A 25,975-nucleotide genomic window follows, 5' to 3' on the forward strand; every position below is an offset into this window, starting at 1 on the left:
CGGAGTGAGGCCCTTGCGGCTGGACATGGCGGGTTTTACGGTCTTTCGGGACGAGACGACCGTCGACTTCACCGACGCTGACTTCTTCGCGCTGGTGGGGCCCACCGGGGCCGGCAAGTCCACCGTGCTCGACGCGATCTGCTTCGCGCTTTATGGGCAGGTGCCGCGGTGGGGCAGCAGCCGGGGCATCGCCAACGCGCTGTCGCCGTCGGCGACCGAGGCCCGGGTGCGCCTGGTGTTCGAGTCCGCCGGCGCCCGGTTCGTGGCGACCCGGGTGGTGCGCCGGGACAGCCGTGGCAACGTGAAGACCGGTGGCGCGGGCCTGCAGCAGATGCCCGACAACTTCGACGTGTCCAAACTCGACACCGGGATGACGCCCGAGGACCTCGGCGAGGTGCTGGCGGGCACACCGGGCGAGATGGACGAGGCGGTGCTGCGGGCGGTCGGGCTGCCGTACGAACAGTTCACGAGCTGTGTGATCCTGCCGCAGGGCCAGTTCGCCGACTTCCTGCACGCCAAACCCGCGACCCGGCAGCAGATCCTGGTCAACCTGCTCGGCCTGCACGTCTACGAGGACATCCAGAAGCGGGCCACCGCGCGGGCGCAGCAGGCCGACGCCGACCTGCGGGCCGTCGACCAGCTGCTCGCCGGGCTCGACGACACCTCCGACGAGGCGCTGGCCGCGGCCGCCGATCGGGTCGACGCGATGCTGGCGCTCGCCGCCCAGGTCACCGCCGGCACGCCGGCGTTGGACGACGCGCGGCGGGTGGCGGCGGAAGCCGCGGCCGGTCTGGCCGCGCTCGACGACGAGATCGCGCTGCTCGACCGGGTGCGCCCGCCGCGCGGCGTGGCCGCCCTGGCCTCGGCCGTGGCCACCGCCCGGGACGCCGCGACGGCGGCCGGCGACGCGGTGACCGCCGCCGAGGAGCGCGAGGAGAAGGTCCGCGGCGAACTGGCCGCCGCCGGCGACCCGGCCGCCCTGCGGCTGCTGCTGCGCGGCCACGAGGAGCACGCGGCGGTCACGGCCGAGGCGACGACGCTCCATGATGGACTTTTGGCGGCGACCACCGAGCACCGTGACGCGGCGGCCTCGCTGGAAGAGGCACGGGCGAAGGCGCTCCGCACGGCCGCCGAGCTGGAGGCGGCCCGGCGGGCCTACCAGGACGCGCAGGCGGCCGACCGGGCCGGCGCGCTGCGGGTGCACCTGCACGCGGGTGCGCCCTGCCCGGTCTGCGAGCAGCCGGTCTCGACGGTCCCGGCGGTGCCGGCGACGTCCGCGGTGCCGGCGGCCGAGAAGGCCGGCCACGCCGCCAAGGCGGCCGACGAGAAGGCGCAGGCGCGCGTGGCGGAGCGGGAGAAGTCGGCCCGCGCCCTCGAGCGCACGCTGGACCGGGCGCGCGCCCAGCACGAGCAACTGGCCACGCGGTTGGTCGCCCTCGACGAGCAACTCGCCGCGTCACCGGGCGTCACCGCGCTGCGCCGCGAGCTGGACACGCTGGCCGGCCTGCAGAAGTCGCTGGACGGCGCGGTCGCCGCGCTGAAGTCGGCCCGCGAGCAGGCCCGCACCGCCAACGCGGGCCGGGCCGCCGCGGAACAGCGGCTGACGGCGGCGTGGCACGAGTTCGACACGGCGCGCGACGCGGTCGCGCGATTCGCACCGCCCGCGGCCGCCCGCGACGACCTCGCCGGGTCCTGGTCGGCGCTGTCCGACTGGTCGGCGTCCGAAGTGGAGAGCCGGCGCGCCGCCCGCGCGTCCCTCGCGGCTGCCGCGGCCGACGCGGACGCCGCGGTGGCCACGGCCCGGGAGCGGCTCGACGCCGCGTTCGTCGACGCCGGGCTGCCGGCACCGGACGACCACGTGCGGGCGGCGACGGTGGCGGTCGAGCGGGCCACCGCGGCGCACCAGCGGGTGGAGGAGCGGCGCGCCCAGGCGCAGGGGCTGCTGGACAAGCGCACCGCGCACGAGCACGACGGTCAGGTCGCCAAGTCGCTCGCGGGGCACCTGCGGGCCAACAACTTCGAGCGCTGGCTCCTGGAGGAGGCACTCGACCTGCTGGTCGAGGGCGCGTCACGGATCCTGCGGGAGCTGTCGGCCGGGCAGTACGACCTCGTGCACGAGAAGGGCGAGTTCTCGGTCGTCGACCACCACGACGCGGGCCTGCGCCGGGGTGTCCGCACGCTGTCGGGCGGCGAGACGTTCCAGGCGTCGCTGGCGCTCGCCCTGGCGCTGGCCGAGCAGCTCGCCGGGATGTCGACGTCGGCGGCGAGCCTGGAGTCGATCCTGCTGGACGAGGGCTTCGGGACACTGGACGCGGCGACGCTGGACACGGTGGCGGCGACACTGGAGGGTCTGGCGGCCCGCGGCGACCGGATGGTCGGGGTGGTCACCCACGTGCCGGCGCTGGCCGAACGGGTGCCGGTGCGCTTCGACGTGACGAAGGACGCCCGCTCGGCCCACATCACCCGGAGCGGGATATGACCAGCTATTTCGTAGACAACTGGGATCCGGCGTACGGCGCCTCGTTCGAGGCCACCAGCGCGCCCGCGACCCAGAGCAGCGCCCAGGTCAACACGGACGTCGAGCTGCCCGCGGCGGCCTGGCGGCCGCTGACCGCACCACCGACGGTCCGGGCGCCGGACGTGGTGCTGCTGGTCGACGGCGTGCGCCGGATCGACGCGAGCCTGTGGACCCGCGAGGAGGACGGCACGTCGCATCCGGGCCTGGCGGCCTCGTACGCGGCGGGTGTGGTCCGTTGCGACCTGCGCGCGGGAGCGGCGTCGCTGGCCGGCGCCCTGGTCGAGCGCGGCCTGTTCACGACGTCCCCGACGGCGACGGACATCACGGCGGGCTCGGTCCGCTACGGCGTGCGCCAGATCTCCGGCGCACCCGACCCGGCCCGGCTGATCCCGGCGGTGCAGGGCCCGCTGACGGCGCTGGAGGTCGCGGTCTCGACCCAGGTCCGCGGCGAGTCCGACGACCTGCTGGTGGTCGACGGCCCGCTGCGCAACCGCCGGCAGCTCACCCGCACGATCGGCTACGTCAAGACGCAACAGAGCCAATACCTGGACGGCGCGTTGACCGCGGTGGTCACCGCGCTGCGCCCGGGCGAGCGCTCGCCGGTGTTCCTGATGGGCACGGCCTGGGGCGGCTACACGTGGTACCTGCGCCTGCCGGGCCCGTCGGGCGCACCGTGGGCGGGCATCGTCCGCGTGGAGTGCTCGACGGAGCTGCCACCGCAGGAGGCCATCGAGCTGGCGGACCTGTCGCTGGTCACGCTGCCGAGGTTCGCCTCGACCCCGTACAAGGACCCCCGCGCGCCGCAGAACCTGATCCCGATCGCGGGCCTGGAACGCCGCCTCCGCACGCTACTCGGCGACTCCCGCCTCCTGCACCGCGCCCTGACCCTCGCCGCCGCCCGCAGCACCGCGGTACCAACCGGCGCCCGACCGTGACGGACCTGTTCGATCGGCTCGGCGTTGGTCCTTGGGACGAACGAGCCTATTTCGACCTCGGTGAGACGTCCCACCGTGTCGAACTCCTCGACGGCAGCCTGCTGGTAACCGGCGCCGGCACCAAGGTGCGCCAACGCCTGGCCTCTCGACTCGCGATGAGCTTCAACGCGGCCGCGGAGAGATCCGGGCTCGTCGCCTACCAAGCGGTCAACCTGCGCCTACGCACGGACCGGGTGGTGATTCCCGACCTCGTCGTTGCCGCAACCGATCCGGACGGTCTGGTGGTCGAGGCCGCTGAGGTCAAGCTGGTCTACGAGATCGGGCCGTCTACCAATGCGATCAAGAAGCAGCTCTACGCGGATGCCGGAATTCATAGCCTCCTGCTGGCGGAGCCGGAACCGGCAGGACTGGTCCTGCGGCTCTTCAGGTTGCGGGTTGAGCGGTACGTGCTTGCCGCGGAGGCGCGCAGCGGTCAGGTGTTGCGGCTTACCGAGCCCTTCCCGATCGAGCTTGCGGTCGACACGCTTTCCTGAGTGCGGCGCCCGAAGTGGAGTTCTGGGTCCGTGACGCGGTCGGCGCGGAGGAGTTTGACGTCTGTGTGGTAGTGCATCGAGGTCCGCCACGGTAGGCGGTCGCCCTGGCGGGGGAGTTCGTCGATGACCCGGCGGATGTAGCCCGCGCCGAAGTCCAGGAACGGGCGCGTCGGCATCGCCGGGTCGGCCGGGGCCGGGCGGCAGATCTCATAGCCGTGTTTGTCCATGTGGGCCAGCAGCAGGCAGAAATGCTCGCAGAGCAGGCCCACCTTGAGCGTCCACGACGAGTTGGTGTAGCCCACGACGAACGCGAAGTTTGGCACTCCCGAGAGCATCATTCCCTTGTAGGCGATGGTGTCCGGGATGCTCACCGGGGCGCCGTCGACCGTGAGGGTCACGCCGGCCAGCGCCTGGACCCGCAGGCCCGTGGCCGTGACGATGATGTCCGCTGCCAGGTCGCGGCCCGAGGCCAGGCGGATGCCCTGCTCGGTGAACGTCTCGATCCGGTCCGTGACCATCTCGGCGGTGCCGGCGCGGATCGCCGCGAACAGGTCGCCGTCGGGCACCAGGCACAACCGTTGATCCCACGGGTTGTACGGCGGCCGGAAGTGCTCGTCGACCGGATAGCCCTCGGGCAGGCTGCGGGCGTTGAGCCAGCGGATCACGCGGCGCGCCCGGTCGGGGTGGCGCTGGCAGAACCGCCAGATCGTGCGCTGCATCGTGATGTTCTTGCGCCGGGTCCAGGCGTGCCCGCGCTCCGGGCCCAGGTATTTCTTCAGCGCGTTGCCGATCGCGTCCTTGGTGGGCATCGAGAGGATGTACGTCGGGGTGCGCTGGAGCAGTGTGACGTGGGCGGCGGTCCCCGCCATCGCCGGGACGATCGTGACCGCGGTCGCACCGCTGCCGACCACGACGACCCGCTTGCCGGCGTAGTCGAGGTCCGCCGGCCAGTGTTGCGGGTGCACGATGGTGCCCTCGAAGCGGTCGCGACCCTCGAAGTGCGGCGTGAAGCCCTCGTCGTAGCGGTAGTAGCCACCGGCGCAGAAGAGCCAGCGGGCCGTGAACGTGACCGGCTCGCCCGCCCGGTCCACCATGACCGTCCACAGTGCTGTCTCGGAGTCGAACGCCGCCGCGCGTACCCGATGGTGGTAGCGGATGTGTGGGTCCAGGCCGTTCTCCGTCGCGGTCTCCCGCAGGTAGGCGAGGATCCGGGGCGCCGAGGCGATCGCCTCCTGGTCGAGCCACGGCTTGAACGCGTAGCCGAACGTGTGCAGGTCGGAGTCCGAGCGCGTGCCGGGATAGCGGAACAGGTCCCAGGTGCCGCCGGACGCGGCGCGGGCCTCCAGGATCGCGAACGTCTTGGCCGGTAGCTCGGTCTTGAGGTAGCGCCCGGCCCCGATGCCGGAGATGCCGGCGCCGACGATCAGGACATCGAAATGCTCCACCGCCATGCCCTGACGTTAATGCTGCCGGCAGCACCTGAACAGCCCCGGCGGAGGGCCGCGCCGGGTAGGCCGGCGCGGCCCTCGCTATGACTACGGCCGCCAGCCGTCGCGGTAGACCACCGTGGTCAACGCGACCTCGTCGTGCGAGCTGCCCGGCACCGGAGCCGTCCGCACCGAGGCCGGCCGGTCGACCAGCACGCACACGTCCGCGCCGGGCCACCACCAGCCCGTGGAGCGGGCGAGGGCGGCCCAGTGTCCGAAATGGTCGGCAGTGTCGGAGTCCCAGCTCGCCAGGCCGAGGCGGTGCAGGGTGTCGTAGTAGCCGATCCAGCACGCGTCCTGCTGCCCGTACCAGCACACCGGGACGTCAGGGCCGAGCGCCGCCCGGACCGGATGCCGGAACCCGTCGCCCAGGCTGCGATGCAGACCGCCGCGGACCGCCTGGTGCAGCACCACCGCCAGTGGCACGCCGCGACCGATCGCGTCCAGCGGTGGCAGTTCGGGCCAGGGATCCTTCTTCTTCCCGGGCTGGCGGGCCGGTGACAGCTCCGGATCGGCGTAGCCGACGCCGGCGCTGAGCGCGGCCCGCAACCGGGACCCCACGGCGGCCACGTCGGTGGCCGGCGGCGGCGAACCCACCGGGTCACGGATCCAGCGGTAGAGGTCGTCCAGCGTGGGCCAGCCGTCGACCAGGGCGAGCGCCTTGGCGGGGGAGGAGACCCACTCGAACCGGGGACGTGGTCGGGAGATCCGGGCGTAGATCGCGGTCACGGAGCGTTCCGCGGTCTCCCGATCGGCGGGCAGTGTGGACAGGGCCTGGTCAAGCCATTCCTGTCGGATGAGCACTGCTTCTCGCCAGGTTTGGGCGGCGTCATTGCGCCGCACCGGCGCGGTCATCGCGCGAGGGCGTCGACGCCCTTTCGGTTGGAGATCATCCGTCCATGGTGCCACAGGACCGCAAGACCTGCGCACCGTTGGTACTGTCCCGGAGATCCAGCCGTCCCTCTCAGCGGAGTCGTGATGATCATCTTCGGTGTGTCGGTCTTCTACATCTTCGGTCTGATCGGCACCGGGCAGTTCCACTGCCCGCACTGCGGCGGCGACCGGGACTACGAGCACCGCACCGCGCGCCGGTTCTTCACGCTGTTCTTCCTGCCGGTGATCCCGCTGGACAAGGTCGGCGAGGTCGTCCGCTGCAAGACCTGCCGCACCAAGTTCGACCCGATCGTGCTGACCCGCCCGACCACCGCCCAGCTCGCCAGCGCCCTCCCGGCCGGCATGCGGGCCGCCGCGGCCGTCGTGCTGCGCGCCGGCGGGGTCTCCGACGCCGCGGCCAGGGCCGCCGTCGACGCGGTGCGCGAGGCGGGCGCGACCGACTACGACCTCGCGCACGTGAGCGCCGACGCCGGCCAGCCCACCGAGTTCGCGGTCGAGCCGCTGCGCGCCCTGGCCGGCAACTTCACGCAGGACGCCTGCGAGCGCCAGCTCGCCAACGCGGTCCGGATCGCCCTCTCCGACGGCCCGCTCAGCCAGCCCGAGCGCGAGGCCATCCACTGGATCGCCGAGCAGCTCCGGATGACCCCGGCCCACGCGACCGGCGTCATCGCCACGGTCGAGCAGTCGATCCGCAACTAGAGGTCGCGGACTTCGATCACTCGGGTGGACGGGGCGGCCACGCCGATCGCCGCGCGGTGGGCGAGGCGCTCCGGGTCGACCATGAAGGACTCGTAGCCGGCGCGGTCCGCGAAGCGGATCAGGTGCACCTCGGTCGTGCCGTCGGTGCCGCGGGTGCGCCGTTCCACGGTGCCGCGGTGCCGGGGGAGGAGCGCGAGCACCGCGTCCTCGTAGCCCTGTCCGGCCGGAACGTGCCCAGCGGCCATCTCGACCACGGCGACCAGCAGCAGGCCGGCACCCGGCCGCTCCAGCCAGACCGAGGCGGGCCAGCCGGGCCGCTCGGCGGGCTGCTGGTGCGACTCGACGAAACCGTGCCGGGCGTAGAAGCGGGCGGCATGGTCGTTGCCGGCCAGGTACGCGAGCCGCACCGGCCGCCCGCCCGCCGCGTCGATCAGGGCGGTGAGCAGCGCCGAGCCCACCCCGCGGCCCTGCGCGGCCGGCCGCACGTACAGCCGCCACACGATCGGGACCTCGCCGGACAGGTCGAGGTTGCCGATGCCGAGCAGCTCGTCGCCCTCCGCCGCGACCAGCACCGTGGTGTTCGCGATCGCCCGCTCGGTCGCCTCGGCCGACCACCACGTCGCCAGCCCGTGCGCGACGTAGTCGGCGCCGGCGAACGCGTACGTCGCCGGCCAGGTCTCGTGCCCGACCGCGATGATCTGGGCGATGTCGCCCGGGCCGGCCGCTCTGATCTCCATGGCCGTCAAGCCTGTCAGACGAGCAGGCCTCCGGTCGCCCGGATGTTCTGCCCGGTGATCCAGCCCGCGTCCGCCGTGGTCAGGAACGCCACCACGGCCGCGACGTCGTGCGGCGTGCCGAGCCGCCCGAGCGCGCTCCAGGCCGCCGACAGCGCCAGCTCCTCCGCGGAGTTGTGCGCCCGCAGCAGGTCCGTGTCGGTGGCGCCGGGTGAGACCGTGTTGACGGTGATCCCGCGCGGGCCCAGCTCGCGCGCCGCCACCGCGGTGACCTGCTCCAACGCCGCTTTGCTGGCGCAGTAGAGCACGTTGCCCGGCGCCGGCGAGACCGTGTTGATGGTGGAGATGTTGACGATCCGGCCGCCGTCGCGCATCAGCGGCGCCGCCCGCCCGATCGCCAGCAGCGGCACCTTCGTGTTGGCGGTCAGCGCCCGGTCGAACTCCTCGGCGGTGACGTCGGCGACCGCCGCGGGCACGATCACGCCGGCGTTGTTGACCAGGATGTCGAGTCCATCCTGGATCGGCGCGAACATTTCGTCCAAACTGGACAGCGACGTCTGGTCGGCCCGCACCGCGATCGAGCCGGGGCAGAGCGCGGCCACCTCGTCGGCGGCCGCCTTGTCGTTGGCGTAGGTGAACACGACGCGGTGGCCGGCCGCGGACAGGCGCTCGACGACGGCCCGGCCGATGCCCCGCGAGCCGCCGGTGACCAGGGCGGTGGATGTCATGCCCCGGGACGCTACGCGCCGGGCAGCGGCTCGTATTGAACGATTGCGCACAGCTGGGCCGGGGTCAGCCCGGCCATCGCGCGGGTCGACCGGGTGAAGTGCGCCTGGTCGGCGTAGCCGGCGCCGGTAGCGGCGCGCGCCGGCCCCACCCCTTCGGTGAGCAGGCCGAGCGCGGCCTGGAACCGGGAAACCCGGGCCACGGTGGCCGGTGCGAGCCCGATCTCCCGGCGGAAGCCGAGTTCCAGCGCCCGCCGGCTGACACCGAGCCGGTCCGCCAGCGCCGAAACGGCGATCCGCGGGCCCTGCAGGCGGCTCCAGGCGGCAGAGACGACCGGCGGCGGCGCGGCCGCTCCGAGCCGGGCCAGCAGCGCCGCGTCGAGCAGCGCGAACCGGGCCGGCCAGGACGGTGCCGCGAACAGCCGCTCGGCCAACGGGTCGGCCCGCGGGCCCAGCACGTCGCGCCAGTCGACGATCTGGCCGACCAGCGCGCTCGACGGGAGTCCGAACAGGACGGACACGCCGGCCGGGGTCAGCCCGACCGAGATGCCGCGGCCCCAGGTGGTCCTCCCGTCGACGGTCGCCTGGGCGCGGGGACCGCTGAAGACCGCGAACGGGCCTTCGAAGGCGATCACGAGCGTGGTCGAGCTGAGCGGGAGCACGCGGTGGGGCAGTGGTGCGCCGGTGTGCGAGGAGAACCCGCCGTAGCCCAGCACGTACGGGCGCAGCCGCGGGTCGGGCCGTCCGGGCGTCGCGCGGCACGCACCCTCGGGCGGGCGCAGCGGCACCGAATGGATCAGCTCCACCGACCCATCATCGCGGAGCCGCCAGCGCGTACGCCACCGCCGAGGCCAGGTTGTCGGCGGTGCCCTCGGCCCACGCCCCGGTGTGCGCGGCGGTGTCCGGCTCGGGGCCACCGCCCGGCCACGGCGGCACGTACGACCGCATCCACGCGGCGCTGGCCGTCGTCCGCAGCTTGTGTGCGGCCGCGGCCAGCCGCACCGCCCGGTCCTGCGCACCCCGCCGGGCGGCGACGTCGGCCAAGGCCTCGAGGAATAGCGCGGCACCGGCCTCGTCGCGGTTGCCGCCCGCCACCCGCAGTCCCGACTCCAGGCACGTGGCCGCGTTTTCCAGGTCGCCGCCGGCGACGGCCGTGACCGCGAGGCTGTAGAGCGCGACGACCTCGCCCAGGTAGTCGTTGGTCTTGCGGGCGATCCGCAGCCCGTCGGTGAACTTGTCGACGGCGTCCGCGAAGTCGCCGGTGCTCAGCGGCACCAGGCCCAAGCGGGCGTAGTAGAGCGAGATCATCCACTCCTCGCCCAGCCGCTCGCTGATCTGCTTGGTCTCCTCCAGCAGCTCGCGGGCGAGGTCGTACTCACCGCGAGCGATGGCGAGCTGCCCGAGCATCCCGGCGGCCCGGGCGGTGGCGTCCTCGTCGCCGACCTCGCGCAGCAGCGGAAGCGCCTGCTCCAGCTTGGCCCGACCGGCGACCGCCTGCCCCGTCATCACCGAGATCGCGCCGTCGCCGAAGAGCACATGGGCGTACGCCTGAGGCGAGAGCGAGTCCGCACGCTCCAGCACCCGCTCGATGTTGCGGGCGCCCTCGTCGGTGTGGCCGCGCAGCCACCACAGGACCCAGACGATCCAGCCCAGCCGCACGGCGTCCTCGAGCTGGTCGGTGTCGATGAACCAGCTCATCGCCGCGCGGAGGTTGTCGTGCTCGACCTCGAGCTCGTCGACGGCCTGGGGGTTGGTGGACGTCCGGCCGAGCGGCGGCGCGGTGCGCTCGGCGAACTCCAGGTAGTGCCGGGCGTGCCGGTCGTGGGTGTCCTTCCAGTCGCCGGCGTCCAGGAGCCGCTCAAGGGCGAAGTCCCGGATGATCCCGAGCATCGTGAACCGCGGCTCGCGCTCGCCCGGTTCCTGGGTGATCAGGCTGCTCTCGACCAGCGAGGCGAGCGCGTCCAGGCCGGCGTACTGGTCGGGCATGCCGGCCACCGCGCGGGCCGCGTTGAGGTCGAACGCCCCGGCGAAGACGCCGAGCCGGGCGAACAGCTCCTGCTCGCGGGGCGGCAGCAGCTGGTAGCTCCAGGCGATCGCGTCCCGCAGCGTGCGCTGGCGGGCGGGCAGGTCGCGGGCACCGCCGGTGAGCGTGCCGAGGCGGCTGGCCAGCCGGTCGAGCAACGCCCGCGGGGTGAGCACCCGCACCTTGGCTGCGGCGAGCTCGATCGCGAGGGGCAGGCCGTCGAGCCGGCGGACGATCTCGGCGATCGCCGCCGCGTCGTCCGCACCGACGCCGAAGTCGGCCTTCACGGCCCGGGCCCGCTCGACGAAGAGCCGGGCCGCGCCGTCCCGGCGGACCGCGATCGCGGGGTCCTCCCTCGGGTCGGGCACCGGCAGCGGCGGCACGTCGAACACGTGCTCGCCGGTCAGGCGCAGCGGGACCCGGCTGGTGGCCAGCACGGTGACGCCGGGCGCCGCGTCGAGCACGGCGGCCAGTGCCGGTGACGCCTCGGCGAGGTGCTCCATGTTGTCGACGACGAGCAGCAGCGACCGGTTGCGCAGGTAGGTGACCACGTCGTCGATCGGCGACCGGTTGGGCACGGTGCGCAGGCCGAGGGACTGGGCCAGCGCGGCGGCGACCAGGGCCGGGTCGGTGACGCCGGACAGGTCCACGAAACGCACGCCGTCCGCGTACGTGTTGCGCAGCTCCGCACCGAGCTCGGTCGCGAGCCGGGTCTTGCCGACGCCGCCAGGCCCCGTCAGTGTGACCAGCCGCACGTCGTCGCTGGTCAGCAGGTCGCGCAGGCCGCGCAGCTCGACGCGCCGGCCGAGCAGCGGGTTCGGTGGCACCGGCAGCTCGTCGCGCGGCGTCACCTCGGGCTCGGCCTGCGCCGTGCGCCGGGAGCTGAATCGCTCGGTGAGCAGCACCGCGATGTCCTCGCCGACCACCCGGCGCAGCTCGTCCGCCGAGCGGAACTGCCGGTAGCTGACGCGGGCGTCGTCGCGGATCCGGTCGAGCATGGCGGCCAGCCGCGGGTCGCGGTCGGGGGCGGGCGTCTTGACGTAGATCAGCTTGGGGAGGTTCCCGGCGAACCGCAGCTCCTCGGCGATGCCGGACACCTCGGCCTCGGGCGCCACCCAGCCGTAGCTCTCCCAGTAGACGCCGATGAAAAGCTGGCTCTGCTCGATGTAGGCGCGGTAGACGTCCTGTGGCCGGTGCGGGCGGGCGCCCAGCTCGAACATGACCGGCACCAGCCGCATCCGGGCGATCGCGTCACGGACCGCCAGTCGCTCGGGCTCGAGCTCCTCCAGCGTCGACGAGACGAACACCCGCAACCGGTGGTCCGGCGTGTGGATCAGGTTGCTCGATCCAGAGGCCGGCTCGCCAGAGCTTGCCATGAAAAATCATCACATCCCCCCGTACGGCTGACGAAGCTACCTGCTTTCGGCAGCGCTGCGTAAGACGGGTCCCACCCAACGCGACGGAGCACTCCCTGAGAGCGCTCCCATAACGATATGGGAACGCTCCCAGCAACCGGTATTGACGGGGACGAAACCGATCGGCAATCTCGTGGGAGCGCTCCCGGCGGACCGTGAACCGGCACGAGTCCGGACGAATCCGTGTGGCGCCGACCACCCCACCACTTTGTGTTCAGACCTGAGAGGGGTCCTGGATGAGCGTCATCAGGCGCCGCAACAGGCTGGTCGCGCTCGCCGCTGTTTCCGCTCTTGTGCTCGGCGTCGCAGCCTGTGGCAGCGACGACGGCGACAGCAGCGGCAGCACCGGCGGCAAGCCCGACAAGCTGGTCGTCGAGACCTTCGGCGAGTTCGGTTACGACGAACTCGTCAAGCAGTACGAGAAGGACACTGGCATCAAGGTCGAGCTGCGCAAGACCGCCCAGCTCAACGAATACCGCCCGAAGATCGTGCGGAGCCTGGCGACCGGCAAGGGCATCGCCGACGTCGTCGCGCTCGAAGAGGGCATCCTCAACGAATTCAAGATCAACCCCACCAACTGGGCCGACCTGACGCCGCTCGTCGCGGACCACAGCAAGGAATACCTGCAGTGGAAGTGGGAACTGGGCAAGGCCGCGGACGGCCGGCTCATCGGCCTGCCGACCGACGTCGGCAGCCTCGCCGTCTGCTACCGCTCCGACCTGTTCAAGGCGGCCGGCCTGCCGACCGAGCGGGACGCCGTCACCGCGCTGTGGCCTGACTGGGACGCCTTCATCGAGACCGGCAAGAAGTATCGCGCCGCGACCGGCAAGGGCATGCTCGACTCGGTCACCACGGCGGCCAGCGCGGTCACGATGCAGGTCGGTGGCGACATCTTCTACGACAAGGACGACAACATCGTCGCCGACAAGAGCGCGGCCGTGAAGCAGGCGTGGGACACGTCGCTGAAGATGGTCGACGCCAACATCACGGCGAAGACGGCGACCTGGTCTCCGGAGTGGAGCGCGGGCTTCAAGCAGGGCACCTTCGCGGCGACCTTCTGTCCTTCGTGGATGCTCGGCATCGTCCAGGACAACTCCGGCCCGGAGAACAAGGGCAAGTGGGACGTCGCCGGCGTGCCGGGCAAGTCCGGCAACTGGGGTGGCTCGTGGCTGGCGGTGCCTGAACGGGGGAAGCACAAGACCGAGGCCGCGAAGCTTGCCGAGTACCTGACCAGCGCGACCAGCCAGGTGGCGGCCTTCAAGCTCAAGGGCCCACTGCCGACCAACCTGGAGGCGCTGAAGAACCCGGAGTTCCAGTCCTACACCAACGAGTACTTCAGCGGCGCGCCGACCGGAAAGATCTTCGGCGGGAGCGTCGAGGGCATCCAGCCCGTCCACCTCGGCCCCAAGCACCAGGCCGTGAAGGAGCAGGCGATGGAGCCCGCGCTGCGGGCCTATGAGAACGGCGAGGCCAAGGCGGCCGCAGCCTGGGACCAGTTCATCAAGGACGCCGCGACACAGGGCGCCTTCTGACGGAGCCTCCCGGAAGGGCCCCTTGTGCAAAGGGGCCCTTCCGCACGGTCGGAGAAAGGACCCAGGATGGCCCTCGCCACCCCCGCGCGCCCGGCGTCGCCCGCGCCGGCCAAGCCGCCCCGGCATCGCCCGGCCCGCGGTGCCAAGCGCGCCCGCTGGGACATGAAGTACTCGCCGTACCTCTACATCGCACCGTTCTTCGTCATCTTCGGCATCTTCGGGTTCTATCCGATGCTCCGGACCGCCTGGATGTCGCTGCACGACTGGGATCTGATCGGCGCGCACACGTTCATCGGCTTCGACAACTACGCCGCCCTGCTCAAGGACGAGTACTTCTGGAACTCGGTGTTCAACACGCTGGGCATCTTCGTCGTCGCCACGGTGCCGCAGCTCGTCCTCGCGCTGTTCCTCGCCAACCTGCTCAACCGCACGCGGCTGCGGGCCAAGACGCTGTTCCGGATGGCCATCTTCGTGCCCAACATCACCTCGGTGGCCGCGGTGGCGATCGTCTTCGCGATGCTCTTCCAGCGTGACTTCGGCGTCGCCAACTGGCTGCTCAGCCTCGTCGGCGTCGACCCGGTCGACTGGGACGCGCAGCGGTGGAGCTCGTGGACCGCGATCGCCTTCATGGTCGACTGGCGGTGGACCGGCTACAACGCCCTGATCCTGCTCGCCGGCATGCAGGCGATCCCGCGTGACCTCTACGAGGCGGCGGCGATCGACGGTGCCAACCAGTGGCGGCAGTTCTGGCGGATCACGTTGCCGATGCTCACGCCGACGTTCGTGTTCGTCGTGCTGCTCTCGACGATCGGCGGGCTGCAGCTGTTCACCGAGCCGCTGGTGTTCGGCAACGGCAACATGCGCGGAGGTACGCAGCGGGAGTTCCAGACGGTCGCGATGTACATGTACGAGAAGGGCATCAACAGCCTCAACACGGCCGGGTACGGCGCGGCCATCGCGTGGGCGCTGTTCGTCCTCATCGGAATCATCGCCGCGATCAACTTCGCCCTTGTCCGCCGTACCGTTAAATGAGGGAGCCCACGATGGTCGCGGCCTCCGCCCGCCTCTGGAAGACCAGCCCGCTGACCTACATCGCGTTGGTCCTCGCGGTCCTGGCGTCGATCTACCCGTTCTACTACATGTTCGTCATCGCCACCCGCAGCCTGGACGCCATCAACTCGGTGCCGCCGCCGTTCACGCCCGGCAGCGCGTTCGGCGACAACTTCCAGCGCGTGCTCGACAACGACGCCGCCAACTTCGTCAAGGGCCTCGTCAACTCGGTCATCGTGTCCACAGTGGTCACCGTCGCCGTCGTGCTGACCGGCACGCTGGCCGGGTTCGCGTTCGCCAAGCTGCGCTTCCGAGGTCGCGGCGGCCTGCTGCTGTTCATCATCGTGACGATGATGGTGCCGACCCAGCTCGGCCTCATCCCGCTCTGGGGAATGATGCAGGACCTGGGCTGGTACGACACCCTCTACGCGGTCACCGTGCCGTTCCTGGTCACGGCGTTCGGTGTGTTCATGATGCGCCAGTACGCGATGCAGGCGGTCTCCGACGAGCTGATCGAGGCGGCGCGGGTCGACGGCTGCAGCACGTTCCGGATCTACTGGAACGTCGTGCTGCCGGCGCTGCGCCCGGCCGCCGCGGTGCTCGGCCTGCTGACCTTCATGGACACCTGGAACCAGTTCCTCTGGCCGTACGCGGTGCTGACCAACGACAACCCGACGCTGCAGGTCTCGCTCGCGTTCCTGTCCTACGCCTACTACACCGACTACGCGCAGGTCTTCGCCGCGACGGCGGTCGGGACCGTGCCGCTGCTCCTCGTGTTCATTTTCTTCGGCCGCCAGATCATCGGCGGCATCATGGAAGGCGCCGTCAAGTCGTGACCACCACGTTTCCTCCCGGCTTCCTCTGGGGTGCGGCCACCGCGGCGTACCAGATCGAAGGGGCGGCCGCGGAGGACGGGCGTACGCCCTCGATCTGGGACACCTTCAGCCACACGCCCGGCCGCACGGTCGGCGGCGACACCGGTGACGTCGCGTGCGACCACTACCACCGGTGGCGCGACGACGTGAAGCTGATGTCCGCGATGGGGCTGCGCTCCTACCGGTTCTCCCTGTCCTGGCCCCGGATCCAGCCGGGCGGCAGCGGGCCGGCCAGCCAACGGGGGCTCGACTTCTACCGCGCGCTGGTCGACGAGCTGCTCGACAACGGCATCGAGCCGTGGGTGACGCTCTATCACTGGGACCTGCCGCAGGAGCTGGAGGACGCGGGCGGCTGGCCGGCGCGGGACACGGCGCGCCGGTTCGCGGACTACGCGACGCTGGCGCACGATGCGCTCGGCGACCGGGTGCGGCTCTGGACGACGTTCAACGAGCCGTGGTGCTCCGCGTTCCTCGGCTACGGGTCGGGGGTGCACGCGCCCGGGCGGTCGGATCCGGGCGACGCGGTGCGGGCGGCCCACCACCTGTTGCTGGGGCACGGGCTGGCCGCGCAGGCGGTGGGGCCGATCGGGATCACGCTGAACCTTTACGCGATCTCGCCGGCGTCTTCCGCTGAGGTTGATCTTGATGCCGCGCGGCGGATCGACGGCATGGCGAACCGGATCTTCCTGGATCCGCTGTTGCGTGGTGCGTATCCGGCGGATGTGGTCGCCGATCTTGCACCGGTTTCCGATATGTCCCACGTACGCGATGGGGATCTTGAATTGATCTCCACGCCGTTGCCGATGCTCGGCGTCAACTACTACAGCCGCCACGTCGTCGCGGGCCCCGTCCCGGGCGTTACGCCGTCGCCGTGCTGGCGGAAGCAGACGTCGTGGCCCGGCAGCGAGGATGTCCGGTTCGTCACCCGAGGGTTCCCGGTCACCGATATGAACTGGGAGATCGACGCGCCCGGCCTGGTCGAGACGCTGACCCGGCTCGCGGCGGAGTACCCGGCGGTGCCGCTCTACGTGACCGAGAACGGCGCCGCGTTCGTCGACCAGGTCGTCGACGGCGAGGTCGCGGACCCGCAGCGGGTCGCCTATTTCGATGCCCACCTGCGCGCCTGTCATGAGGCGATCACGGCCGGGGTGCCCCTGCGGGGCTACTTCGCCTGGTCGCTGATGGATAATTTCGAATGGGCGTGGGGTTACACCAAGCGTTTCGGCCTGATTCATGTCGATTACGCCACGCAACTCCGCACCCCGAAGACGAGCGCCAGGTGGTACGCCGAAGTGATCCGACGTAACGGACTGGCCGCAGAATAAGGCGCGGTGTCCGGCCGGCGGAGGAGCGAGAAGATGACGACCCAGCGCACCAGGTCCCTCGGCCGCCCCACCCTCGACGCGGTCGCCGCGCGGGCCGGGGTCGGCCGGGGCACGGTCTCCCGGGTGGTCAACGGCTCACCACAGGTCAGCCCCGAGGCGCGGGCGGCGGTGCAGGCGGCGATCGCGGAACTCGGCTACGTGCCCAACCGCGCGGCCCGGGCCCTGGTCACCCAGCGGACCGACTCGGTCGCCCTGGTCGTCTCGGAGTCCGAGGAACGGGTCTTCACCGAGCCGTTCTTCGCGGCCATCGTCCGCGGGGTCAGCTCGGGGCTGATCGACACGTCGATGCAGCTCTGGCTGGCGATGGCCCAGTCGCCGGCGGAGCGCGAGCGGATCGAGCACCATCTGACCAACCAGCACATCGACGGGGTGCTGTTGCTGTCGTTGCACGACGCCGACCCGCTGCCGACGCTGCTGGAGCAGCGCGGCCTGCCGGCGGTGCTGGGCGGGCGGCCGGCGCGGATGCTGCAGCCGGACGCGCAGGAGGCCTACTACGTCGACATGGACAACGCGGGTGGCGCGCGGCAGGCGATGGAATACCTGTTCGGCCGGGGCCGCCGCCGGGTCGCCACCATCGCGGGGCCGCAGGACATGGGCGCCGGGGTTACCCGGTTGGCGGGCTACCGCCAGGCGATCGAGGCCACGGGCGCCACGGTCGACGAGAAACTGATCGCGTACGGCGACTTCAGCGAGGCCAGCGGCACGGCGGCGATGCGCCAACTGCTCGCCGACAACCCGGACGTGGACGCGGTGTTCGCGGCGTCGGACCCGATGGCGTACGGCGCGGTCCGCGCGCTGCAGGAAGCCGGCCGCCGCATCCCGGACGACGTGGCGGTGGTGGGCTTCGACGACGCCCCGATCGCCCGCCAGTCGAACCCGCCGCTGACCACGGTCCACCAGCCGATCGAAGAGATGGGCCGCGAAATGGCCCGGCTGCTGGTGTCCCGGATCCGCCGGGAAGAGATCGCCCAGCCCCACGTCCTCCTGGACACCTGGCTCGTCGAACGCGAAACCGCCTAACCTCGTCCAATGGTGACGGCGTTGTGCGTTCCGCAGTGGCAGGGTTCTAGTGCGGCGGGGGCGCGGCGGCTGGCCGTCGGTGCGGGGCGCACCGCTTCGTTGGTGGCGGCGGACGCCGTGGTGACGGTGCCCGTACGCGCTGATCCCGGCGCTTTCGACCTGGGTGTCAAAGCACTCGACGTGCTGGTCGCCAACCTGGACCTGACCCGGGCCGCGCTGGCCGGGATCGACGGTCCGGTCTTCACCGCGGGCGGCGAGTGCGGCGTGGACCTGGCCCCCATCGCGCGAGCGCGGGCCCGCCACGGCGACGACCTCACGGTGCTGTGGTTCGACGCGCACCCCGACCTCTACACGCCGCAGACGCTGCCGTCGGGGTCGTTCCACGGAATGGTTCTGCGCACGCTGCTGGGCGACGGCCCGGCACCGCTGGTCCCGGCCGATCCGCTGCGCCCGGAGCAGGTGGTCCTCGCGGGCATCCGGGCCGGCGACCCGAGCGAGTACGACTATCTGGAACGCTCCGGCGTCCGCGGCTACGGCGTCGCCGACCTGGAGCGGGCGGTCGAGGGCGTGTCCGGTCCGGTCTACGTCCACGTGGACCTGGACGTCCTGGATCCCGGAGCGTTCGCGTCGGTCGGCTACCCGGAGCCGGACGGCGTCGCACCCGACCGCCTGGCCGCCCTGCTGGCGAGCCTCGACAACGTGGTCGGCGCCGCCATCACCGAACACGCCCCACCCGACGACACCACCGACCAGGCCGAGGCGGACGTCATCCGCGGCCTGGCCGCCGCGATCCGGCTCTGACCACTGATCAGCGCTGGGCCTGCCACTCCTCCGCCAGCATCGCGAAGTCGAGCTCTGTGCTCCACTCGCCCTTGAACCACTCGTTCCGCACCAGCCGGGCCTCCTCGCGCATGCCGAGGCGGCGCAGGACCTTGGCCGACGGCTTGTTGCGTTCGTCGATCCGGCCGATGATGCGGTGCAGGCCCAGGTCCTCGAAGCCGAGCTTCAGCAGGGCGCGGGCCGCCTCCGTCGCGTACCCGTTGCCCTCGAACGACGGGTTGACGACGTAGCCGATCTCGCCGCCGCGGTGTGCCCGGCTGTGGAAGAACAGCACCACGTCGCCGACGAGTTCGCCCGTGGTGGCCAGCTCGATGCCGAGCGTGAGGGCCTGGCCCTCGTCGGTCAGCGTCGTGACGGACCACATCCCCGCCAACCGGTCCGCGATCACCGCCTTGTCCATCGGGGCGAACGGAACATATCGGCACACCTCGGGGAGGCTGCGGTAGGCGAGCAGGGCGTCGGTGTCGGCTGCGGTCAGCGGGCGCAGGTGCAGGCGTTCGGTCCGGACGGGGTACTTCGGGTGCAGTGAAAGATCGTCAACCACGCCGCCCATCGTGCCAATCGTGAGCCAGGCTCGCTAACCCACCGACCACTTCCGCAGCTCGCGGCGGGCCAGCGACGCCCGGTGCACCTCGTCGGGGCCGTCCGCGAGGCGCAGCGTGCGGGCCGCCGTCCAGAGCGCCGCCAGCGGCGTGTCCTGGCTGACCCCGGCCGCGCCGTGCGCCTGGATCGCCTTGTCGATCACCCACTCGGCCATCGCCGGCGTCGCGATCTTGATCGCCTGGATCTCGGTGTGCGCGCCCTTGTTGCCGACCGTGTCCATCAGCCACGCGGTCTTCAGCACCAGCAGCCGGGCCTGCTCGATCCGGACCCGCGACTCCGCGATCCAGTCGCGCACCACGCCCTGCTCCGCCAGCGGCTTGCCGAACGCCTGGCGCGCCGCCACGCGCCCGCAGAGCAGCTCCAGCGCCCGCTCCGCCATGCCGATCAGGCGCATGCAGTGGTGGATCCGGCCCGGGCCGAGGCGCGCCTGCGCGATGCCGAAGCCGTCGCCCTCCGCGGCGATCAAATTATCCGCGGGTACGCGTACCCCCTCGAAGCTGATCTCCGCGTGCCCCCCGTGCGCGCCGTCGGTGAAACCGAAGACGGTCATCCCACGGAGCACCGTCACACCGGGCGTCGACCGCGGCACGAGGATCATGCTCTGCTGCTTGTGCCGTTCAGCGCCCGGATCCGTCTTGCCCATCACGATGAAGATCTCGCAGCGCGGGTCCATCGCGCCCGACGACCACCACTTGCGGCCGTCGATCACGTAGGAGTCGCCGTCGCGGCGGATCGTGGTGGCAATGTTCGTCGCGTCGGAGGAGGCCACGTCGGGCTCGGTCATGCAGAACGCCGAGCGGATCGTGCCCTCGAGCAGCGGGGTGAGCCAGCGGGCCTGCTGCTCCGGCGAGCCGAACTCGGCCAGCAACTCCATGTTGCCGGTGTCGGGCGCGGCGCAGTTGAGCGCCTCCGGCGCCAGGTGGGGGCTGCGGCCCAGCAACTCGGCCAGCGGCGCGTACTGCAGGTTGGACAGGCCCGCGCCGCGGGAACCCGGCAGGAACAGGTTCCACAGGCCGCGCCGACGGGCCTCGGCCTTGAGCTCGTCGACCACCGGCGGGCGCGTCCACGGGTTCTCCGCCTGCGCGAACTGCTCCGCGAAGACCGGCTCGGCCGGGTAGACGTGCTCGATCAGGAAGTCGTTGACCGCCTCGTGCAGTTCGCCGGTGCGTTGGTCGAAGCCGAAGTCCATCAGCCCTCCACGGATGCGATTGCGGCGAGACCGTGCGCGGTGAGCGGCCCGGCCATCTCGGCGAACCGCTCGAAGCCCGCGCCAACGGTCTGGCCGAGCGTGTACCGGTAGTAGATGCCTTCCGAGATCACCGCGAGCTTGAAACAGCCCAGTGCCACGTGCCAGTCAAGCGGGCCGACGTCGACGCCGCCGGCGGCCACGTACCGCTCGATCAGGTCGGCTCCGCTCGGGAAGCCGGCCCGCGGGCCGAGGCCGGTGGAGACGACGCCGGCGGCGCCGGCCGCGGCCGGACCGCCGAGCACGTCCCAGTAGGTCAGCAGGAGGCCCAGGTCGGCGAGCGGGTCACCGAGCGTGGCCATCTCCCAGTCGAGCACCGCCCGGATCGCGCTGCCGTCGGGCGCGACGATCAGGTTGTCGAGCCGGTAGTCGCCGTGCACGATCGCACCGGGCCCGGTCGGTGCCGGGATGGTCGCCGCGAGCCGGTCGCGCAGCGCGTCGACCTCGGGCAGCGGGCGGCTGCGCGACTTGTCGAGCTGGGCGCTCCACCGCTTGACCTGGCGGGCAAGGTAGCCGTCGGGCCGGCCGAAGTCGCCCAGCCCCACCTCGTCGGGCTTCACGGAGTGCAGCGCCGCGAGGGTGTCCATCATGGTGTGCGCGAGGTCGCGGCGCCGGCCCGCACCCAGCGGATCGGTCTGGTCCGCGCTGCGGAACACCGTGCCCTCGACCCGTTGCATCAGATAGAACGGCGCGCCGATGACCGTCTCGTCAGGACAGAACCGGACCGCCTGCGGCACGGGGACCGGGGTCTGCGCCAGCGCGGAGATCACCCGGAACTCGCGACCCATGTCGTGCGCGGTGGCCAGCACGTGGCCGAGCGGCGGCCGGCGCAGCACGAGATCGTCGCCGCCCGCGACCAGGTGGTAGGTGAGGTTGGACCGACCGCCGGGGATCAGGGTGGCGGCCACCGGGGTGCCCAGGTAGCCGGACAGACTACGCAGATCGAGCCCAGCCGGCCCCTCCTCGGTCATCTGAACAGTTGAGGGCACGGCGTTCACAGTGTCAAGCCGAGGTTGTAGCGGTCGAGACATGGCGCGGCAACAGGGACGAAATGGTCACCCGGCAACCTGGTCATCACGCGAGCGAGGGAGACGGGGATGTTGTTGCGGGTACGGGTGACCCTGCCAGACCGCCCCGGGGCGCTCGGCCAGGTGGCGCGCACGCTGGGCGTCGCCGGTGCCGACATCGTCCAGGTGGTCGTGCTGGAACGGCTGGGTGGCCGGGCCGTCGACGACTTCACCGTCGTGTGGCCGGGCAGCTCACGGCTGGAGCGGCTGCACGCCGGGCTGGGCGCCATCCCGGGCGTGCACATCGACGGCATCTGGCGGGCGATCGGCGCGCCCACCAGCAGCGGTCACGATGCCGAGCTGCTCGCCCAACTCGCCGCCAACCCGGCCGACGGCCTGGCCACCCTGGTCGACGCCGTGCCGGGGTTGCTAGCCGCGGATTGGGCAGCCGCCGCGGTGGTGCCGGCCGACTGGGCGGCGCGGGCACGTCCTTCGGCCGGCTCGGTGGCAACGGGTACGGCTCCGGCGGTCGCCTGCGCGAGCTGGCGGGCGCCGGAGCCACCCCGGCTGCCGGAGGTCACACCCCTGCGGGCGCGACCGTTCGACGGTCTCGACGGCATCCGCTACGCCGTGGCGCCGTTCGGCCGGGCGGGCCTCGTGCTGGTGGCCGCCCGCACGGACGGTGACGAGCTGCCCGCCGCCGCGTTCCACGTCAGCGAGGTCGACCGGATGGCGCAGTTGGTCCGCGCCGCCGCGGTGATCCTCGGTGACCGGCTCGACCTGGTCTCCGCGCCGCCGGTCGCGGCGGCCTGATCTCGAAAGATTGGAAAGGAGGACGGCATGACCCTTTGGCGGATCCGCGCGACGGTCGACGACCGTCCGGGCTTCCTCTCGGTGCTGACCGCTAGCCTGGCGCTCAAGGCGGTCAACATCCTCGCCGTCCAGGTGCACACGACCGAAGCGGGCGCGGTGGACGACTTCCTCGTCGACGCGCCGCACACGATGACCGAGGCCGACCTGCGGGCGGCCGTCGAACGGGGGCGTGGCCGCGACGCGTGGATCGCGCCGGCCGAGGCCCAGGGCCTGGCCGACCAGCCGACCCGGGCGCTGGGCCTGGCCGCCCGCCTGGTCCGCGACCCGGACTCGCTCGGCGACGCGCTGCGGTCGCTGCTCGACGCCGACACCGTCACCTGGCGGCCGGCCGGACCGGCGCGGCCCGACATGCGGGCGCACGGGATGGCCCTGCCGGACCCGACCGGCGGCCGTTACGACGTGCAGCGGGCGGCACCGGACTTCACCCCGGCGGAGTACGCGCGGGCGCAGGCGCTCGTCGAGATCGCCGCCGCCGCGGCACAGCGCGCGGCCGACACCGCGACCCTGCTGCTGCCCGACGGCACGGAGCTGACGCTGCGCCCGGCGACGCCCGACGACCTGTCGGCCCTCGTGGCGATGCACGAGCGCTGCTCGCCGGGCACGCGGCGCCGCCGTTACCTGACCACCGACGGCGTGCCGGGGCCGGCCGCGCTGGGTCGGTTGCTCGATCCCGCGCGCGTGCAGACGCTGCTCGCCGTGGTGCCCGGGATCACGTCCGTGGATACCGTCGTCGCGATGGCCAACCTGGTCGTGGAAGGCTCGTGCGCGGAGCTGTCGGTGGTCGTCGAGGACGGCTGGCAGCGCCGGGGTCTCGGCACGGCGTTGGTGCGGCGCGCGTTCGCCCGGGCCGAACGGATCGGCTGCGCGGCGGTCCTGGCACACACCGCCGCCGACAACCCCGGCATGGAACGCACACTGCGGCGGCTCGGACACGGGGCGCCGGCCCAGCGCGACGGTGTGGTCGCGAGCGTGACGGTGCCACTCAAATCTTCGGCGTCTGGCTGATGCCGAGCAGGCTCCGACGGTTCGCTCCTGATGCGGGAGCGGGACGGCGGGGGTAGGGGATGGGTCCGGGTCCCTTCCCGTGGGACGGCGGGAAGGGGCCCTTCCTAGCGGGCGCGATGCTGGTTCGGCATCGCGCCCGCTAGGCATTTGCGCGCATTAAAAAAGGGGGCGGATGCGCCCACATCCGCCCCCTCGTGTCCTCCGCTGCGCGTAGTCGCGCGCGGCTCCACGGACACGCACGAGTTTAGTGCGAAAAAACGCCGCGCCAGCCCGGCCGAAAGGCCAAAAGCGCTGGTACCAGCGTGTGATGGCGGCAGGCCCTGTTGTCGGCTGAGACCGGTGGGAAAACTGTGGCGCGCTATCGATGCGTGAGCGATAGCCTTCCAAGAATGACCACGTTGACCGGCGAGTACGTGCTTCTCCGCCAGGCGAACGACGCCGACATAGCGCCACTCGCGGTGATCCGGTCCGCGCCCGAGGTCACCCTGTGGTGGGGCCCCGAGGACGACTATCCCGCCGCGGTGGCCGAGGACCTCGACCGCACCTACGTGGTCGAGGTCGACGGGCGCACGGTCGGCGCCGTGCAGACCTACGAGGAAGAAGACCCCATGTACCGGCACGCCGGCATGGACATCTACCTCGAGCCCTCCGTGCACGGCAAGGGCATCGGGACCGACGCGGTACGCACGATGGCCAGGCACCTGATCCGCACCGTCGGCCACCACCGCCTGGTGATCGACCCCGCCGCCGCCAACGTGGCGGCGATCCGCGCTTACGAGCGGGTGGGTTTCCGGCGGGTCGGCGTGCTGCGCCGCTACGAGCGCGGCCCCGACGGCACCTTCCACGACGGGCTGCTGCTCGACCTGTTGGCGGAGGACCTCCCGGACTGACTCCCGTGCGCGGTTTTGACCGGGCATCGCACCTTGTGGTGGAGTGCGCGGCGTGAGCGACGCGTGGACCGGCCCTGTTCTGGTCACCGGCACCGACAGCGGGGTCGGCAAGACCATCCTGACCGCGGCCGTCGCGGTCGCGGCACAGGCCGCCGGCTTGCGGGTGTCCGTGGTCAAGCCCGCGCAGCCGGGGCTTCCCGACGGCGCGGTGTCCGACGTGGACATCGTGCGTGCGCTGGCCGCGCCGGCCGCCGCCCGGACGATCGCGACCTATCCCGAGCCGCTCTCGCCGTTGGCCGCCGCCCGCGTCGCCCAGGTCGAGCCGCTGGAGCTCTATGCGGTCGTGGACACGGTGCGGGAGCAGGCGGAGCAGCACGACGTGGTCCTGGTCGACGGCGCCGGCGGGCTGCTGGTGCCGATGGGGGTGCGCCCGTCCGGTGAACCGTGGACGGTCGCGGACCTGGCCGTCTCGCTGGGCGCGCCGGCGGTGGTCGTGGCCCGCGCGGGCTTCGGCACGCTCAACCACATCGCGCTGACGCTGGAGGCGCTGTCGCGCCGGGCCGTACCGGCCGGGGTGGTGCTCGGCGCCTGGCCCGCGGAGCCGGAGTTGCAGCACTGGGCCAACCTGACCGACCTCGTCGACGACCTGGTGGGCGTGCTGCCCGACGGCGCCGGTGCGATGGAACCGGGCGTGTTCGGCCGGTCGGCGCCCGGCTGGCTGACCCCGTCACTGCACGGGGTGCTCGACGACTGGCGCGCCTGGGCGGAGAACATCGACTGATGACCGATCTCGCTGACGCGTTCGTCCGGCTGCACGCCCGGCTGGCGCCCGTGCCCCTGATCCCGGAAATTCTGCTGCACCAGGCCGACGAGCCGATCGGGCTCTGGGAGCTGACCGAGGGCGAGTTCCGCAGCGAGCAGCCGCCGCCGTTCTGGGCGTTCGCCTGGGCGGGCGGCCAGGGCCTGGCCCGCTATGTGCTGGACCACCCGGAGGTGGTCGCCGGCCGCCGGGTGCTCGACGTGGCGTGCGGCTCGGGCCTGGTGGCCGTCGCCGCCGCGAAGGCCGGTGCGGCCACGGTGCGCGCGGTCGACATCGACCCGCTGGCCATCGCCGCGGTCGGCGCCAACGCGAAGGCCAACGGCGTCACCGTCGAGGCCGTGTGCGCCGACATCCTGGACGGGCCGGCCGACGCCGACGTGGTCCTGGCGGGCGACGTCTATTACAGCCAGTCGTTCGCGACGCGGATGTTCAACTTCCTCCGCCGGGCGCGCAAGGCAGGTGCCGACGCCTACGCGGGCGACCCGGGCCGCGCCTTCCGCCCACAGGCCGCCGGCACGGAGGTCGCCTCCTACGACGTCCCCACGACGATGGCCCTGGAAAGCGTCACGAAGAAGCACACGTCGGTCTGGCGCCTGCCCTAGTTCCAAGGGGGTTAGTTGTCGCCGCCGGCTGAGCTGCGCGAGACCTTCGGTGCGGTGGCGGGGGCCTCGATATCGTCGGGCGCGCCGTCGTGGTCGCGGGATCCGGGTCGCGCGCATCGCGTCGCGGGTGGTCGGGCGTGCCGGAACCCGGTAGCCGTCCGTGACGTTCGGTTCGTGATCGAATGCGGGCGGCCGGCGAGGTCGAGGCGCTCGCGCGTGATTGGGTGCGGGCGACCGGCGGGGTCGAGGCGCTCGTGCGTGATT

The 25,975-nt window shown here is 72.1% G+C and carries 25 protein-coding genes; 15 read left to right on the forward strand and 10 right to left on the reverse strand.

Annotated features, from left to right (window positions below):
- Positions 1–4 precede the first annotated feature (4 nt).
- Genes Air01nite_RS19600 through Air01nite_RS19610 form a run of 3 tightly spaced genes read left to right on the forward strand, consistent with a single transcriptional unit; the run spans position 5 to position 3,986 of the window.
- Positions 5–2,479: an AAA family ATPase gene (locus Air01nite_RS19600; RefSeq protein WP_203704116.1), complete on the forward strand. Its 2,475-nt coding sequence runs from the start codon at positions 5–7 to the stop codon at positions 2,477–2,479.
- Positions 2,476–3,453, forward strand: coding sequence for a hypothetical protein (locus Air01nite_RS19605; RefSeq protein WP_203704117.1), 978 nt, complete (start codon positions 2,476–2,478; stop codon positions 3,451–3,453). The genes Air01nite_RS19600 and Air01nite_RS19605 overlap by 4 nt, the downstream gene beginning before the upstream one ends.
- Positions 3,450–3,986 carry a Uma2 family endonuclease gene (locus Air01nite_RS19610; RefSeq protein WP_239090814.1) on the forward strand — a complete coding sequence of 179 codons (537 nt, stop codon included), beginning with the start codon at positions 3,450–3,452 and terminating at the stop codon, positions 3,984–3,986. The genes Air01nite_RS19605 and Air01nite_RS19610 overlap by 4 nt, the downstream gene beginning before the upstream one ends.
- Here the strand turns inward: Air01nite_RS19610 and Air01nite_RS19615 are convergent.
- Together Air01nite_RS19615 and Air01nite_RS19620 are read right to left on the reverse strand one after the other, a co-directional pair.
- Positions 3,926–5,437, reverse strand: a complete 1,512-nt coding sequence (locus tag Air01nite_RS19615; protein ID WP_203704119.1) for a flavin-containing monooxygenase — start codon at positions 5,435–5,437, stop codon at positions 3,926–3,928. The two genes, Air01nite_RS19610 and Air01nite_RS19615, sit on opposite strands and share 61 nt — an antisense overlap.
- Before the next feature lie 84 nt (positions 5,438–5,521).
- Positions 5,522–6,277 (reverse strand): hypothetical protein, encoded by a 756-nt coding sequence (locus Air01nite_RS19620; protein ID WP_239090815.1) that lies wholly within the window; start codon positions 6,275–6,277, stop codon positions 5,522–5,524.
- Positions 6,278–6,451: 174 nt separating this feature from the next.
- Between Air01nite_RS19620 and Air01nite_RS19625 the strand changes: the two genes are divergently transcribed.
- On the forward strand, positions 6,452–7,066 hold the full coding sequence (locus Air01nite_RS19625; RefSeq protein ID WP_203704121.1) for a TerB family tellurite resistance protein: 615 nt from the start codon (positions 6,452–6,454) through the stop codon (positions 7,064–7,066).
- On the opposite strand, the gene Air01nite_RS19630 is transcribed toward Air01nite_RS19625, so the two are convergent.
- The 4 genes from Air01nite_RS19630 to Air01nite_RS19645 are packed head-to-tail and all read right to left on the reverse strand — an operon-like array spanning position 7,063 to position 11,924.
- A complete protein-coding gene (locus Air01nite_RS19630) occupies positions 7,063–7,803 on the reverse strand; it encodes a GNAT family N-acetyltransferase (RefSeq protein WP_203704123.1) in 741 nt (246 codons plus the stop codon). The genes Air01nite_RS19625 and Air01nite_RS19630 overlap by 4 nt on opposite strands.
- A gap of 14 nt (positions 7,804–7,817) precedes the next feature.
- Positions 7,818–8,528 carry an SDR family oxidoreductase gene (locus tag Air01nite_RS19635; protein ID WP_203704124.1) on the reverse strand — a complete coding sequence of 237 codons (711 nt, stop codon included), beginning with the start codon at positions 8,526–8,528 and terminating at the stop codon, positions 7,818–7,820.
- A gap of 11 nt (positions 8,529–8,539) precedes the next feature.
- Positions 8,540–9,331 carry an AraC family transcriptional regulator gene (locus Air01nite_RS19640; RefSeq protein WP_203704125.1) on the reverse strand — a complete coding sequence of 264 codons (792 nt, stop codon included), beginning with the start codon at positions 9,329–9,331 and terminating at the stop codon, positions 8,540–8,542.
- 7 nt (positions 9,332–9,338) lie between these two features.
- Positions 9,339–11,924 carry a DUF4062 domain-containing protein gene (locus Air01nite_RS19645; protein ID WP_203704126.1) on the reverse strand — a complete coding sequence of 862 codons (2,586 nt, stop codon included), beginning with the start codon at positions 11,922–11,924 and terminating at the stop codon, positions 9,339–9,341.
- A gap of 275 nt (positions 11,925–12,199) precedes the next feature.
- Between Air01nite_RS19645 and Air01nite_RS19650 the strand changes: the two genes are divergently transcribed.
- The 6 genes from Air01nite_RS19650 to Air01nite_RS19675 all read left to right on the forward strand — a co-directional run bounded on the left by Air01nite_RS19650 (position 12,200) and on the right by Air01nite_RS19675 (position 18,626).
- Positions 12,200–13,495, forward strand: a complete 1,296-nt coding sequence (locus tag Air01nite_RS19650) for a sugar ABC transporter substrate-binding protein (RefSeq protein ID WP_203704127.1) — start codon at positions 12,200–12,202, stop codon at positions 13,493–13,495.
- A gap of 66 nt (positions 13,496–13,561) precedes the next feature.
- Positions 13,562–14,527, forward strand: a complete 966-nt coding sequence (locus tag Air01nite_RS19655; protein WP_203704128.1) for a carbohydrate ABC transporter permease — start codon at positions 13,562–13,564, stop codon at positions 14,525–14,527.
- Positions 14,528–14,538: 11 nt separating this feature from the next.
- On the forward strand, positions 14,539–15,381 hold the full coding sequence (locus Air01nite_RS19660; RefSeq protein ID WP_203704151.1) for a carbohydrate ABC transporter permease: 843 nt from the start codon (positions 14,539–14,541) through the stop codon (positions 15,379–15,381).
- Positions 15,378–16,745 carry a GH1 family beta-glucosidase gene (locus tag Air01nite_RS19665; protein WP_203704129.1) on the forward strand — a complete coding sequence of 456 codons (1,368 nt, stop codon included), beginning with the start codon at positions 15,378–15,380 and terminating at the stop codon, positions 16,743–16,745. Before Air01nite_RS19660 ends, Air01nite_RS19665 begins: the two co-directional genes overlap by 4 nt.
- A gap of 33 nt (positions 16,746–16,778) precedes the next feature.
- Positions 16,779–17,825 carry a LacI family DNA-binding transcriptional regulator gene (locus tag Air01nite_RS19670; RefSeq protein WP_203704130.1) on the forward strand — a complete coding sequence of 349 codons (1,047 nt, stop codon included), beginning with the start codon at positions 16,779–16,781 and terminating at the stop codon, positions 17,823–17,825.
- 9 nt (positions 17,826–17,834) lie between these two features.
- A complete protein-coding gene (locus tag Air01nite_RS19675; RefSeq protein WP_203704131.1) occupies positions 17,835–18,626 on the forward strand; it encodes an arginase family protein in 792 nt (263 codons plus the stop codon).
- Between the two features lie 7 nt (positions 18,627–18,633).
- Here the strand turns inward: Air01nite_RS19675 and Air01nite_RS19680 are convergent, their stop codons facing one another.
- Genes Air01nite_RS19680 through Air01nite_RS19690 form a run of 3 tightly spaced genes read right to left on the reverse strand, consistent with a single transcriptional unit; the run spans position 18,634 to position 21,485 of the window.
- Positions 18,634–19,209, reverse strand: coding sequence for a GNAT family N-acetyltransferase (locus Air01nite_RS19680; protein WP_239090816.1), 576 nt, complete (start codon positions 19,207–19,209; stop codon positions 18,634–18,636).
- Between the two features lie 33 nt (positions 19,210–19,242).
- Positions 19,243–20,457, reverse strand: a complete 1,215-nt coding sequence (locus Air01nite_RS19685; RefSeq protein ID WP_203704133.1) for an acyl-CoA dehydrogenase family protein — start codon at positions 20,455–20,457, stop codon at positions 19,243–19,245.
- Entirely contained in the window at positions 20,457–21,485 is a 1,029-nt protein-coding gene (locus Air01nite_RS19690) for a phosphotransferase family protein (protein ID WP_203704135.1), read from the reverse strand. The genes Air01nite_RS19685 and Air01nite_RS19690 overlap by 1 nt, the downstream gene beginning before the upstream one ends.
- A gap of 126 nt (positions 21,486–21,611) precedes the next feature.
- On the opposite strand from Air01nite_RS19690, the gene Air01nite_RS19695 reads away from it, so the two are divergent.
- The 5 genes from Air01nite_RS19695 (at position 21,612) to Air01nite_RS19715 (ending at position 25,711) form a co-directional block, all read left to right on the forward strand.
- Positions 21,612–22,334, forward strand: coding sequence for an ACT domain-containing protein (locus tag Air01nite_RS19695; RefSeq protein ID WP_203704136.1), 723 nt, complete (start codon positions 21,612–21,614; stop codon positions 22,332–22,334).
- A gap of 27 nt (positions 22,335–22,361) precedes the next feature.
- Positions 22,362–23,399: a GNAT family N-acetyltransferase gene (locus tag Air01nite_RS19700; RefSeq protein WP_203704137.1), complete on the forward strand. Its 1,038-nt coding sequence runs from the start codon at positions 22,362–22,364 to the stop codon at positions 23,397–23,399.
- 389 nt (positions 23,400–23,788) lie between these two features.
- Positions 23,789–24,289, forward strand: a complete 501-nt coding sequence (locus Air01nite_RS19705) for a GNAT family N-acetyltransferase (RefSeq protein ID WP_203704138.1) — start codon at positions 23,789–23,791, stop codon at positions 24,287–24,289.
- Positions 24,290–24,332: 43 nt separating this feature from the next.
- Positions 24,333–25,070, forward strand: a complete 738-nt coding sequence (bioD, locus tag Air01nite_RS19710; RefSeq protein WP_203704140.1) for a dethiobiotin synthase — start codon at positions 24,333–24,335, stop codon at positions 25,068–25,070.
- A complete protein-coding gene (locus tag Air01nite_RS19715; protein ID WP_203704141.1) occupies positions 25,070–25,711 on the forward strand; it encodes a class I SAM-dependent methyltransferase in 642 nt (213 codons plus the stop codon). Before bioD ends, Air01nite_RS19715 begins: the two co-directional genes overlap by 1 nt.
- A gap of 11 nt (positions 25,712–25,722) precedes the next feature.
- On the opposite strand, the gene Air01nite_RS19720 is transcribed toward Air01nite_RS19715, so the two are convergent.
- A partial coding sequence (locus Air01nite_RS19720; protein ID WP_203704142.1) for a hypothetical protein occupies positions 25,723–25,975 on the reverse strand: 253 nt, incomplete at its 5' end.

Source organism: Asanoa iriomotensis (assembly GCF_016862515.1).
In the GTDB taxonomy this organism is placed as follows: Bacteria; Actinomycetota; Actinomycetes; order Mycobacteriales; family Micromonosporaceae; genus Asanoa; species Asanoa iriomotensis.